The following is a 12,898-nucleotide window of genomic DNA, read 5'->3' as shown; positions in this document are numbered from 1 at the left end:
CTTTCTTTCACTCCGTCCCGTAACGATTAACCCGGTTCCGCGACGACTGTCGACCGATGATACAGGTGGGAGTCAACGGCTACGGGACGATCGGGAAACGGGTCGCGGACGCCGTCGCGGCCCAGCCGGACATGGAACTGGCGGGCGTGGCGAAGACGCGCCCGAACTTCGAGGCAGAGGCGGCCGTCCGGAAGGGGTACCCGCTGTACGCCGCGATCCCGGAACGCTCGGACGCGTTCCACGAGGCCGGCGTCGACGTGGCCGGGGAGGTCGACGACTTGGTGATGCGGTCGGACGTGGTCGTCGACACGACACCCTCCGGAATCGGTGCAGAGAACGCCGCGTTGTACGAGCGGTACGACACGCCGGCCATCTTCCAAGGTGGAGAGGACGCCGACGTGGCCGACGTGAGCTTCAACTCGCGGGCGAACTACGACGCGGCACGAGGCGACGACGTGGACACCGCCCGTGTCGTGTCGTGTAACACGACCGGACTCTCGCGACTCCTCGCGCCGCTGCGGGAGACGTACGGCGTCGAGAAGGCGCGCGTGACGCTGGTCCGACGAGGTGGCGACCCCGGGCAGACCTCGCGTGGTCCGATCAACGACATCCTCCCGGACCCCGTCGAGGTCCCCTCTCACCACGGCCCGGACGTGAACACGATCTTCCCGGAGCTGTCCATCGACACCCTCGGCGTGAAGGTGCCGGCGACGCTGATGCACCTCCACTCGGTGAACGTCACGCTGGAGGGGGAGCCGACGGCCGCCGAGGTTCGGGAGACACTGTCCGAGGAGTCGCGGCTGTTCCTGATCCCCGAGGAGGCCGGCATCGACGGGACGGGGAAACTGAAGGAGTTCGCACAGGACACCGGTCGCCCGCGGGGTGACCTCTGGGAGAACTGCATCTGGGAGAACTCCGTCTCGATGGAGGGGTCGGACCTGTACCTCTTCCAGTCGATCCACCAGGAGAGCGACGTGATCCCGGAGAACGTCGACGCGATCCGGGCGCTGCTCGACCGCGAGTCGAAGGCCGACAGTCTCGCGACGACCGACGAGACGCTCGGTGTCGGGCTGGAGTCGCTGTTCCAGGGGCGTCGCCAGCGGGTCGTGCCGCGCGAGGCGGACGACTGACGACTCGCACGCGAGAGCAGTCGGTCGATTCTCGTGGTTCTCGCGGATCGCTACCCCGTGCTCCGTTCTCCCTCCGACCGCTACTCCGCCACCTCGATCACGCCAGCGTCTCGAACCGAACGCTCCCGGTCTCGGTGTCGACGATCACGCCGGCCGGCGGTTCCTCGCGGCCGGGAACCGGGACACCGCCGGGGTTCAGGTGGAGGGTGCCGCCGTCGCCGAGGTCGTGTGACGCCTCACCGTCCGTCTGGTAGGTGGTGACGGCGCCGTCGGCGGCGTGGTGTTCGTGTGTCCGCTCGTGGGTGTGCCCGCGGCAGACGAGGTCGTACTCCCCACAGCCGACGAGCCCCTCGACGAGTGGCTCGCTCGTCCCGTGGTAGACGGCGACCGCGAGGTCGTCGACCTCGAGTGTCGCCGCCTCCGCGTGGTAGGTGCCGAAGCCGTCGACCGTGTCCGCGAGCGCCCACTCCCCGTCGTTGTTCCCGCGGACGGCGTGGAAGGTGAACCGGACCGTGTCGAACGGCGTCGCGGAGAACGGCGCGACGACGTCCCCGCAGTGGATCACCGTGTCCACGTCGGCGCTCTCGAACAGATCGACCGCCGCCGCCACCGCGTCCGCGTCGTCGTGCGTGTCGGAGACGATGCCGAGTCGCATACGAAACCTCTCGGCGAGTACCGACGTGTAGCTTTCGGGCGACGCCGGGGGCCGATCAGTCTCCGTCGGACTCGGCGCTCCGCTCCAACTCCGCCACACCGACCAGTTCCTGCCCGGTCAGCGCACGGATGTACGCGCCGCCGGCGATGGAGACGTGCGAGAAGTCGGCCTCGTCCAGTCCGTACAGCTCGATCGCCCGCGAGGTGTCGCCGCCGCCGACCACGGAGAAACAGTCCGTCTCGGCGATCGCCTCCAAGACGCCGACGGTGCCGTCCGCGAACCGCTCGTCCTCGAACACACCCAGTGCACCCTTGACGAAGACGGCCTCCGAGCGGTGGATCCGAGACTGGTACTCCGCGACCGTCGACCCCCCCACGTCGAGGAAGTCCGTCTCCTTGGTGTCGATCTCCTCGACGCCGATCTCCGCGCGGTCCCCGTCGGCGTCCGCGTACGCGAGGTCGTCCGCGAGTCGCACCGCGTCGCCGTACTCCTCGAGCACGCGCTCGACGGTGTCGCCGTTGGCGGCCCACTGTTCGTCGAACAACTCGGCGTCGACGTCCTCGCCGACGGGGTAGCCGGCGGCCCGGAGGAACAGCTCTCCCGCGACGCCACCCAACAGGAACGTGTCGACGCGGTCGCCCAGCGCCTCCATCACCTCGATCACGTCCGTCGCCTTCGTCCCGCCGACGACCATCGTCACCTCGCCGTCGAACTCGCGGGCGGCGATGGCGGTGTTGGCCTCGTACTCCGTCGCCATCACGCGACCGGCGTACGACGGGAGGACCCGCGGGAACCCGACCAGCGAGGCGTGACTCCGGTGGGCGGCGGAGTAGGCGTCGTTCACGTAGGCGTCGACCTCAGCCGCGAGCGTCCGGACGAACTCCGTGTCGGCCTTCGTCTCCGGGCTCTCCTCCGGGAGTTCCGCGTCGACCATCCGTGTGTTCTCCAACAGCAACACGTCGCCGGGCTCCGTCTCCCGGATCGCCGCGAGTGCCTCCTCGCCGTACGTGTCCGGCACGTACGTCACGTCGACGCCCGCGTGCTCCGAGAGGATCTCGGCGTGCTGTTCCAGCCCGACGAACGTGTCGCGACCGGGCCGCCCCTGGTGAGCCAACAGTGCGACGCGGTGGTCCGCCGCGTGCAACTCGCTGACGGTCTCGGCGTGGCGGTCGAACCGCCGGTTGTCCTGTACCGCCCCGTCCTCGACCGGCGAGTTGAGGTCGAGACGACACAACACCCGCTGTCCCGCGTCGAGGTCGTCGAGTGTCCGGAACGCTGCCATGTCCGTCCCTCCTCCCGAGCGGTACTTAGTGCGTGTGGAAGCGCGGCGTCGGTCGCCGCGTGGGGCTCCCGACCGCAGCAGGCTCGGACAGTCGCCACGGTACGCGCACAGTAAGCACGAACGTGTACAGATACGCGCCTATAGACCGCAATACACTTACCTAGTATCCACACACGTGTCGACATGGCGGGAACGCTGGCCGAGTTCTTCGGCTTCGACGAGTACGGGACAGACTTGGGCACCGAGGTGACGGCGGGGCTGACGACGTTCCTGACGATGAGCTACATCGTCGTCGTCAACCCGTCGATCCTCGTCGGGACGGGGGAGAAACCGGGGATCGTGCTGGAGGGTGTCGGCTACGCCCAGACCCTCCAGATGGTCGCGGTGGTGACGCTGATCGCCGCCGCCGTCGCGACGCTGGTGACGGCACTGTACGCGAACCGGCCGTTCGGACAGGCACCCGGACTGGGGTTGAACGCCTTCTTCGCCTTCACCGTCGTCGGGGCGCTCGGCGTTCCCTGGCAGACGGCGCTGGCGGCGGTCGTCGTCGAGGGACTGTTGTTCGTCGTCTTGACGCTGATCGGTGCTCGCGAGTACGTCGTCAAACTGTTCCCGGAGCCGGTCAAGCGCTCCGTCGGCGCCGGGATCGGGCTGTTCCTCGCGATCATCGGCCTCCAGGCGATGCACGTCACGGCCGGTGACCCGGCGACGTTCCTCACGCTGAACCCGATCCTCGCCGCCGACCCCATCGCGGTCGTCTCCGTCCTCGGTCTGCTGCTCACGGCCGGATTGTACGCTCGTGGCGTCCGCGGGTCGATCGTCCTCGGGATCTTGCTCACGACGGTCGCCTCGTACGGGCTCGCCGCGCTCGGGTACGCCGCGCCGGAGGCGACACAGGCCGGCGGCGTCTCGCTGTACACGCCGGCGTCGCTGACGGGGTCGACGACGATCACCTACTCGCTGGCGGCCTACGACATCACGCCGCTGGCGGGGGCGTTCGTCGAGGGACTCTCGAACGTGGACCCAGCGACGTTCCTCTTCGTGATGGTGACGTTCTTCTTCGTCGACTTCTTCGACACCGCGGGCACGCTCGTCGGCGTCGGGCAGGTCGCCGGGTTCCTCGACGAGAACGGGGACCTCCCGGACATCGACCGGCCGCTGTTGGCCGACGCGATCGGGACGACCGTCGGCGGGATGCTCGGCACCTCGACGGTGACGACGTACATCGAGTCCTCGACCGGGGTCGAGGTGGGCGGTCGGACCGGGATGACCGCGCTCGTGGTGGGGCTGTTGTTCCTCGCCTCGCTGGCGCTGGTGCCGCTGGCCGCGGCGGTCCCGATCCACGCCTCGCACCTCGCGCTGGTCGTCGTCGCCGTCATCATGCTCGGCAACGTCACGGAGATCGAGTGGGACGACGCGACGGAGGCGATCCCGGCGGGGCTCACCGTCCTGATCATGCCGTTCACCTTCTCCATCGCGTACGGGATCGCCGCAGGGATCGTCTCGTACCCGATCGTGAAGGCCGTCACCGGCGACTTCGGCGACGTGCGTGCGGGCCACTGGGTGCTGGCCGGTGCCTTCGTCGCCTACTTCGTCGTGCGGACGACGCCCGGACTGGTCTGAGTCGCGCGTCCACGTTCGGCTCGCACCGTCTGCACTCGACGCACGCGAGAACCTCGTCCTGTGGGACGATCTCGGAGACGAAACGGCCGGAAACGCGTCGCGGGTGTGGACAGACTGAAGTCGTCACACCGCGACCCACGACCCATGTCAGACACTGACGAGGCCGCGGAGACGGCCGACGCGGCAGAGAGCGTGGACGACCCCGAGCGGATCGCCGAACAGTTCTCCGTCGCGGGCCAGACGGCGCTCGTGACGGGTGCCTCCAGTGGGATCGGGCGGGCCATCGCGGAGACGTTCGCGGCCGACGGCGCGGACGTGGTGATCTGTTCGCGCGAGCAGGAGAACGTCGACCCGGTCGCGGAGGCGATCTCCGAGGGGCCCGGTGGGGAGTGTCTCGCGGTGGAGTGTGACGTGACCGACCCGGACGCGGTGGCGGCGCTCGTCGACGCCACGGTCGAGGAGTTCGGCGGCCTCGACGTGCTCGTCAACAACGCCGGGGCGTCGTTCATGGCCGGGTTCGACGACATCTCGCCGAACGGGTTCGAGACGATCCTCGACATCAACCTCTCGGGGGCGGCCACGTGTGCCCGCGAGGCGGCCGAACCGCTCGCAGAAGACGGTGGCGGGGTCGTGATCAACCTCTCGTCGGTCGCCGGGCAACGTGGCGCGCCGTACATGAGCCACTACGCGGCGGCGAAGGCGGGCGTCGAGAACCTCACGCGGAGTCTCTCCATCGAGTGGGCCGGCCGCGACGTACGCGTCACCTGTATCGCACCGGGGTACGTCGCCACGCCCGGCGTCGAGACGCAGATGGGCGTCTCTGCCGACGAGGTGGACCGCGAGACGGTCGACCGCCGGGTGGGCGAGTCCCGCGAGATCGCCGACGTGGCGCGGTTCCTCGCCAGCGACGCCGCCAGCTTCGTCACCGGCGAGACACTCGTCGCCCAGGGTGTGCCGCCCGGCGAGGAACTCCCGAACTGAGCGAGGTCCGACACCACCCGAGCGACGGACGCCACTCTCCGAACCGGGAGTGTCACCCGACACCACCGACGACCGGGTGTGAGCGGGTTCCACGGTTCGACACCTACTTACAGCCACGCCGGCCAGTGTGACCGTAATGAGCAGCGACGTCGAAGCGGGCGAGCCGAGTGACGACCGCCGGGAGTACGAGTTCCGGAAGGTGTTGGAGGAACTCGACGAGTTCGAGGGCTCCGGCACGCAGCTCGTCACCATCTACGTTCCCGAGGACCACCAGATCTCGGACGTCGTCGCCCACGTCACGCAGGAACACAGCGAGGCGTCCAACATCAAGTCCAAACAGACGCGGACGAACGTCCAGGACGCACTCACCTCGATCAAGGACCGGCTGAAGTACTACGAACACACCGCCCCGGAGAACGGGATGGTGCTGTTCTCGGGGGCCGTCGACTCCGGCGGCGGCCGGACGGAGATGGTGACGAAGGTGTTGGAGTCGCCGCCAGAACCGGTCCAGTCGTTCCGCTACCACTGCGACTCCGACTTCCTCACGGAGCCGTTGGAGGAGATGATGGGCGACAAGGGCCTGTTCGGCCTGATCGTCCTCGACCGGCGCGAGGCGAACGTCGGCTGGCTGAAGGGGAAACGCGTCGAGCCGGTGAAGTCCGCCTCATCGCTCGTCCCGGGCAAACAGCGGAAAGGGGGCCAGTCCGCCCAGCGGTTCGCCCGACTCCGCCTTGAGGCCATCGACAACTTCTACCAGGAGGTCGCGGAGATGGCAAACGAACTGTTCGTCCCGGAGCGCCACGAGTTGGACGGCGTCCTGGTCGGCGGGCCCTCGCCGACGAAAGACGAGTTCCTCGACGGCGACTACCTCCACCACGAGATCCAGGACCTGGTGCTCGGGAAGTTCGACGTGGCCTACACCGACGAGTCCGGGCTCCACGACCTGGTCGACGCCGGGCAGGAGGCGCTGGCGGACCAGGAGATCGTCCGCGACAAGAACCTGATGGAGGAGTTCTTCGAGAACCTCCACAGCGGCGGGGAGGCGACCTACGGGTTCGACCAGACGCGCCAGAACCTCGTGATGGGATCGGTCGAGACCCTGCTGCTCTCGGAGGACGTCCACGACGACGTGGTCGCGTTCGAGTGTCCGGAGGGTCACGACGAGTTCGAACTCGTCGACCGCCGCGCCGAGACGCCGACTCACGAGTGTAGCGTCTGCGGTGCCGAGGCCGAGGCGGGCGAGCGCGAGGACGTGGTCGAACACCTGATCGAGATCGCCGAACAGCGCGGTACGGAGACGACGTTCATCTCGACGGACTTCGAGAAGGGCGAACAACTGCTGGACGCGTTCGGCGGCGTCGCGGGGCTGTTGCGGTACGAGACGGGTGTGTAAACGCCCCTAGGCTTTCATTCCTGCACGACAGAGCACCTACTCGTGGGCGACACGAATCGCAACGGACCCGACGAATCGCGGGTGGGGGCTGCGGAGACTACCCTTGACGGCGACAGGGTCGATACACCACCGATAGAAGAGTTCCTCGAAGAGAATCAGACTGCCGACGAACTGTAGATTCTCCTCGATAGACCGAGTCATCCACAAGAGCGTACACGAGGGCGGTAGTTCGTACTTCGATGTGACAGGGTAGACCGCCCGACTCACACCAACTGTTCCATCTGCACCACCTTCCGCTCCAGCGCGAAGTGCGGTTCCACGTCGGACGCCGCCACCAACCGGTCCAGCGTCAGGACCACGTCCCCGCCGGCTGCCTCCGCCCGCTCACGGAGCGCCCGCACGGCCGGCTTCTCGACCGCCAGCGACGGGAGCTTCCCGATCAGCAGCGCGAGTGCGACACCGGCCTCGCCGTCCGGGAACGGCGGGGCGACGCGGTCGAATCTCGGTGGGTCCTCGGCACTGCTCGAATCGACAGCCGTGACCGTGAGACACTGCGGGCAGAGTCCGACCGCGGCGGCGTCGTCGGGCGCGTACTCGCGGAGGTCGGTGGGGACGCCGACGGTGACGACACCGGCCGAACACGTGGGACAGTCTGTCACGAGCCGAACTGCGTGTCCCGCGGGCAAAAACGCCGCGTCGGGCGACTACTCCCCGTCGTGTCGGGTGACCGCCTCCGTCGCGTCGGACGACCACTCGTCGCACGTCGTACCGGCTACTCCCCGTCGCGTCCGGCGGTGTGCCCGATCCCGTCGACCGCGGCCACGTCCGTCGAGCACTCTCCCGTGGCGTAGTCGTAGCTCCCGTCGATCCCGACGAGGCGGTTGTCACAGAAGGTGCGCTGTGCGTCCGGCGACGACTCGTCGAACACGAACGGTGCCGCCGAGAGTCGCTGGAGCCGGTTGGTGTACACGTCGTTGTTGCGCGCCCAGTTCGACGCCTCCGCGATCCCCTCCGGCGTCCACGCGCTGAACACGACGCCCTGCCGCGAGTCGCCGAAGTCGTTGCCGCGGACGGTACAGTTGTTGCCGGCGACGGCGACCGAGGGGACCCACTTCTTCCCCGTCGTCTCGTTGCCCGCGTTCCGGTCGGTACAGTACTCGACGGTGATCGCCTCGGCACCCACGTGGATCTGAGCGAACGAGGAGTGGTGGTGGCCGGCGGCGTTGTTCACGTGGTGGATCCGAACGTTGCGCGTCCGGTCGAGCCCGTCCCACGGCTTGTACTCTGCGATCGTCTTCGTCGACGCGCCGATCTGGATCAGGTTGCCGACGTGTGACTCGACCGGGTCCGCCATCTCGGGGTGGAACTCGGCACCCGCCGGGCCCGTCACCTCGAAGCCGCCGATCGCGGCGTCGCGTGTCCGTTCGAGTAGCACGAACGCCGACCCACTGTTGCGGATCGCGTGCGGCTCCACCACCACGTCTTCGAGGTACTCCACGCCCGCCGACTCGTACCGCGGTCCGGGAGAGACTTCCACCACGCTGTCGGCCCACACGTCCGGCGTCTCCCACTTGCGCGAGGGGTCCGCGAGCCCGTCGAGGGTCGTCCCGGTCAAGTGGACGTGGCTGTGGACGATTCCGAGGACCGGCCCGGCGGCCTCTCGGGCGCGGAGGACCGCGTCCGGTGGCCCCGTGATCTCGATCGGTGCGTCCGGCTCGCCGCCGACGAGTGTGCGTCCGTTGAGTCGGTACTCGCCGGACTGGAAGAACAGGGTGTCGCCCGGTTCGACGGCCTCGAACGCACGCCGGACGTTCGTGAACGGTGCCGACCGCGAGCCGTCCCCGCTCTCGCCGTCCGGCGCGACCCAGACGTCGGCGGTCGGGCGCTCGCCGCTCGACGCGGCGGCGGCCGTCCCCGTCTCTCCCGTGGCCGCCGTCGGTGTCGCCGACGCCTCGTCGCTCCCCGTCAGTCGGAGACATCCACCGGTCACGGCCGCTCCGATCGTCGCGAGTGCTGCCCGTCGTCGCATACGGCAGCGGTGAGGAATCCACGAACTTCAAACCCGGCCCCGGCCGGTCGAGTGAATCGGTCGTCGGCGGACAGCCGTCGTGGAACGGCGTCAGTCGTCGGCGGACAGCCGTTCCGGCTCGCTCTCTTCTTCCTCGGTCTCGGCGGCCTCGGCCTCGCGTTCGGCCTTCGCCTCGGCCTCCTTCTTGGCCTTGATCTTCTTCAGGCGGAAGATCTCCTCGCGCTCCTGCTCTTCGAGCTTCTGCTCGATGTACTCCTGGTTGTTGCGCAGTTCGGGCAGGAGTTTGAACTCCAGGGCGTTGACGCGGCGCTTGGTGGTCTCGATCTCCTCGAGCATCTTCTTCATCGCCGTCTCCACCTCGGCGGCGAGGATGATCGACTCGATCAACTCCTCGTAGGCGTCGGCGGCCTCGTCGATCCGGGCCGAGGAGCCGAGCAGTCCGTACCCGCGCTCGTCGATGTTCTTCCGGACCTTCGAGGAGTCGATCTGCGGAACCACGACACCCATGATGTTCTTCGACTGGGTGGTGATCTCCGGGTACTCCTCCAGGGCGGCGGCGGCACCGCGGACGGCCACGTCGCCGTCCATCGCACGAGCCTTGTTGATGCGGTCCTGGGCGCGCTCGTAGTCGGCGTTCAGCTCCGAACGGACGTCTTGGGCCTGGTCGAGGATGTCCATGAACTCCATGATCAGGCCGTCACGCTTCTGTTCGAGCGTGTCGTGTCCCCGCTCGGAGAGTTCGATGCGGTCTTCGATCTCCATCAGGTTCTTCCGGGTCGGTTTGACGTCCTCGGCCATTCGTTACCGGCGGTTGTGGCCGCGGGGGGTTAATGCTTTTCAGTCTCCGTCTCTCTCGCGGGGGTCCCACGGCTGGACGTGCACCCTCGGGGATCGGTTCCGTCGGACCGTGAGGCGACGCCGTCGTCGCGTGTCCTCCGAACGGACGCGAGTCTTAACACGACCGCGCCCGTCACGAGGGTCGTGAGCGACGATGCCGCGGCAGAACTGGCACGTGCCGTCACTGGACTCGCGGCCGAGACGGGTGGCTTCCCCGCGGCCCGCAGAGACGGCGTCCGGTGTGCACGGTGTGCGACGCGACTCGCCGCGGGCGACCGCGTCGCGGCGCTCGTCGCCGAGGGCCACGACGGGTGGGAACCGGTGACGTTCCGGTGCCCCGAGCACGCGCCGGACGACCTCGCGTCACTGACGGGTGTCCACGGCGACGACCAGGCGCTCGTCGACGCGACGCTGGAGCCGACCGGCACCCACGACCCACGCTCGGGGTTCGATCCGGACGGGCTCTCGCTGGGTGCCGTCGACGTGCGAGAGATCGTCCGCGGGCCAGACCGCGGCCCGAGTCGCCGCGAGCGGTGACCGGACCGGCTCGTCTCCCGCCACACGGACTCACGTTTCGTCGCCGTCGTCGTCCGGCGGCCACGCGATCCCGTGCTCGTCCAACACCGCGGCGAACTCGTCTTCGTCGATCTGTGGCACGTCGTTCGCGTCGGCGTCCTCGCGCTTGCTCGTCCCGGGGTTCTCGCCGACGACGAGGTAGTCCGTGTTCCCGGAGACCGACCCGGTCGCGGAGCCGCCGTGTCGCTCCACCAGGTCGCTGGCGGTGCTACGCGGCGTCGACAGCGACCCGGTGAAGACGAACGTCAGCCCGTCCAGTGTGTCGCCCCCGTCGTCGTCGTCGGGCTCGACGGTCTGGGGATCGACTTCCGTCAGGAGGTCGTCGATCACCGCAGCGTTCTCCGGGTTGTCGAAGAACTCTCGGATGGTCCGGGCGACCGTCTCCCCCACGTCGTCGACAGTCTGGAGTTCCTCGGTCGTCGCGTCACGCACCGCCTCGAACGAGCCGAACGCCCGGGCGAGGCTCCGGGCGGTCGCGCCGCCCACCTCGTGGATGCCCAGCCCGGTGAGGAAGTCCGCCAGTGGTGGCTCTCTGGCGGCCTCGATCTCCGCGAGCAGGTTGTCCGCGCTCGTCTCGCCCCACCCGTCCAACTCGACGAGGTCCGCACGACGCTCGTGGAGCCGGTAGAGGTCCGGCAGCCCGTCGAGCAGCCCCTCGTCGCGGAGCCGCTCGACGCGCTCCTCGCCGAGCCCCTCGACGTCGAGGCCGCTCCGGGAGGCGTAGTGCTGGATCGTCCGCTCGACCTGCGCGTCACACGCCAGCCCACCGGTACAGAACGCCATCGGCCCGTCGCGTTCTACGTCGCTCCCACAGACCGGACACGTCTCGGGGAACCGGAAGTGACCGTCGCTGCCTGCCTCCACGACCTCGGTCACCTGCGGGATCACGTCGCCGGCCCGCTTCACGCGGACGGTGTCGCCCACGCCGACACCCAACTCCGCGATCTGGTCCGGGTTGTGGAGACTGGCTCTGGCGACCGTCACGCCGCCTACGTCGACGGGGTCCAACAGCGCGACCGGCGTGAGTCGTCCCGTTCGGCCGACCTGGACGACCACGTCCGTGACACGTGTCACCTCCTCGCGAGCGGGGAACTTGTACGCGAACGCCCACCGGATCGCCCGCGAGGTGGCACCCAGCGTCTCGCAGGCGGCGCGGTCGTCGACCTTGATCACGACCCCGTCGATCTCGTAGTTCAGCGACTCGCGGGCCTCCCCGAGGGCGTCCCGGTAGGCGACCGCGTCGTCGACCGTCTCGACCGCCTCGGCGCGGTCGTCCGTCTTCAGGCCGAGCCGGTCCAGCGCCGCCCGCTCGGCGGTGTGTGTCGCCGGCCGCGTCTCGTCGTCGTCGACCGTCGCCAGCGGCTCGTCGTCGGCCGGTGGCTCGCCGCGCCACCCCATCACGTCGTAGAAGAAACAGTCGAGCGGCCGCTCCGCCACCGTGTCGAGGTCCAACTGTCGGAGGGTGCCGGCGGCGAAGTTCCGCGGGTTCGCGAACGGCTCCTCCCCGGCCGCCACGCGCTCTCGGTTGTGCTCGCGGAACGCGTCTCGCGGGACGTACACCTCGCCGCGGACGGCGAGGAATCCCGGCACAGTCGTGTCGCCCACCGTCTCCGCCGGTCCGTCGTCCCCTGCCGTCTCCGCCGATCCGTCGTCGCTCGCCGTCTCCGCCGATCCGTCGTCGCTCGCCGTCTCCGACGGTCCGTCTGCGGCCGACGCACCGGCACCCGCACCACTCGCGGGGCCGAGTCGTTGTGGCACCGAGCGGATCGTCCGGACCTGTTCGGTCACGTCGTCGCCGGTCTCTCCGTCACCCCGCGTGGCGGCACGCACGAGGACGCCGTCGACGTAGATCACCTCGACGGAGAGCCCGTCGAACTTCGGCTCGCAGACGTACGACACCTCGCCCACCTCGCGACGGACGCGGTCGTCGAAGGCGCGGACGTCGGCCGCCTCGACGGACTGTTCGATGGAGAGCATCGGCCGCACGTGGTCGACGGTCGGCAGCTCGTCGAGCGTCTCGCCGCCGACCCGCCGAGTCGGCGAGTCGGCCGTCTCCACCTCGAACGTCTCCTCCAGTGTCTGGAGCCGGTCGAACAGCGCGTCGTAGGTTCGATCCGCGATCAGTGGATCCGCCTCGGCGTAGTAGCGGTAGTCGTGTTCGCGGATCGCCGCACGCAGCAGTGCGGCCTGCTCGCGTGCGCGCTCGGCGTCCAACTCTGCGACGGGTGTGAAGGCCGTGTCCGGATCGGCGAGGTACGGGTTGTCCGGCGCGGCGAACCGCAGGCCGTCGGCGGCGAGGCTGGCGGTGTCGGTCACGGACCGTCGTTGGGCACCCGGAGAGTAATGCGTACCGTCTCCCGATCGCGTCGGATTCGGGTTCGGGTTCGTAGCC

Annotated in this window: 12 protein-coding genes; 6 read left to right on the top strand and 6 right to left on the bottom strand. The window is 68.9% G+C overall.

Going from position 1 to position 12,898, the window contains the following annotated elements:
* The first annotated feature begins 56 nt into the window (after positions 1-56).
* On the top strand, positions 57-1,130 hold the full coding sequence (locus RYH80_RS04100; protein WP_370902587.1) for a type II glyceraldehyde-3-phosphate dehydrogenase: 1,074 nt from the start codon (positions 57-59) through the stop codon (positions 1,128-1,130).
* A gap of 97 nt (positions 1,131-1,227) precedes the next feature.
* On the opposite strand, the gene RYH80_RS04095 is transcribed toward RYH80_RS04100, so the two are convergent.
* Both RYH80_RS04095 and RYH80_RS04090 read right to left on the bottom strand, forming a co-directional pair.
* The gene (locus tag RYH80_RS04095) at positions 1,228-1,785 is read right to left on the bottom strand and encodes a YfcE family phosphodiesterase (RefSeq protein WP_370902586.1); all 558 of its coding nucleotides are present in this window, start codon (positions 1,783-1,785) and stop codon (positions 1,228-1,230) included.
* Positions 1,786-1,840: 55 nt separating this feature from the next.
* Positions 1,841-3,067 carry a phosphoglycerate kinase gene (locus tag RYH80_RS04090; RefSeq protein ID WP_370902585.1) on the bottom strand — a complete coding sequence of 409 codons (1,227 nt, stop codon included), beginning with the start codon at positions 3,065-3,067 and terminating at the stop codon, positions 1,841-1,843.
* A gap of 183 nt (positions 3,068-3,250) precedes the next feature.
* Here RYH80_RS04090 and RYH80_RS04085 point away from each other — a divergent pair, with 183 nt between their 5' ends.
* The 4 genes from RYH80_RS04085 (at position 3,251) to RYH80_RS04070 (ending at position 7,241) form a co-directional block, all read left to right on the top strand.
* On the top strand, positions 3,251-4,690 hold the full coding sequence (locus RYH80_RS04085; RefSeq protein WP_370902584.1) for an NCS2 family permease: 1,440 nt from the start codon (positions 3,251-3,253) through the stop codon (positions 4,688-4,690).
* Between the two features lie 144 nt (positions 4,691-4,834).
* On the top strand, positions 4,835-5,671 hold the full coding sequence (locus tag RYH80_RS04080) for an SDR family NAD(P)-dependent oxidoreductase (RefSeq protein ID WP_370902583.1): 837 nt from the start codon (positions 4,835-4,837) through the stop codon (positions 5,669-5,671).
* 136 nt (positions 5,672-5,807) lie between these two features.
* A complete protein-coding gene (gene prf1 / locus RYH80_RS04075) occupies positions 5,808-7,064 on the top strand; it encodes a peptide chain release factor aRF-1 (protein WP_370902582.1) in 1,257 nt (418 codons plus the stop codon).
* A gap of 42 nt (positions 7,065-7,106) precedes the next feature.
* A complete protein-coding gene (locus tag RYH80_RS04070; RefSeq protein WP_370902581.1) occupies positions 7,107-7,241 on the top strand; it encodes a hypothetical protein in 135 nt (44 codons plus the stop codon).
* A gap of 86 nt (positions 7,242-7,327) precedes the next feature.
* Here RYH80_RS04070 and RYH80_RS04065 read toward each other — a convergent pair whose 3' ends face one another.
* The 3 genes from RYH80_RS04065 to RYH80_RS04055 all read right to left on the bottom strand — a co-directional run bounded on the left by RYH80_RS04065 (position 7,328) and on the right by RYH80_RS04055 (position 9,891).
* Entirely contained in the window at positions 7,328-7,723 is a 396-nt protein-coding gene (locus RYH80_RS04065; protein ID WP_370902580.1) for a DUF6276 family protein, read from the bottom strand.
* 113 nt (positions 7,724-7,836) lie between these two features.
* Positions 7,837-9,093 (bottom strand): hypothetical protein, encoded by a 1,257-nt coding sequence (locus RYH80_RS04060; protein ID WP_370902579.1) that lies wholly within the window; start codon positions 9,091-9,093, stop codon positions 7,837-7,839.
* A gap of 90 nt (positions 9,094-9,183) precedes the next feature.
* Complete coding sequence (locus RYH80_RS04055; protein ID WP_370902578.1) at positions 9,184-9,891, bottom strand: V-type ATP synthase subunit D; 708 nt, start codon at positions 9,889-9,891, stop codon at positions 9,184-9,186.
* A gap of 183 nt (positions 9,892-10,074) precedes the next feature.
* Between RYH80_RS04055 and RYH80_RS04050 the strand changes: the two genes are divergently transcribed.
* Positions 10,075-10,467, top strand: coding sequence for a hypothetical protein (locus tag RYH80_RS04050; RefSeq protein ID WP_370902577.1), 393 nt, complete (start codon positions 10,075-10,077; stop codon positions 10,465-10,467).
* A 30-nt stretch (positions 10,468-10,497) separates the two neighbouring features.
* On the opposite strand, the gene ligA is transcribed toward RYH80_RS04050, so the two are convergent.
* Complete coding sequence (gene ligA, locus RYH80_RS04045; RefSeq protein WP_370902576.1) at positions 10,498-12,822, bottom strand: NAD-dependent DNA ligase LigA; 2,325 nt, start codon at positions 12,820-12,822, stop codon at positions 10,498-10,500.
* Positions 12,823-12,898 lie beyond the last annotated feature (76 nt).

Source organism: Halobaculum sp. MBLA0147 (assembly GCF_041361345.1).
Lineage (GTDB): Archaea > Halobacteriota > Halobacteria > Halobacteriales > Haloferacaceae > JAHENP01.
Note: the sequence above shows the minus strand (reverse complement) of the source record. Positions and strands in the feature narration are given on the sequence as shown.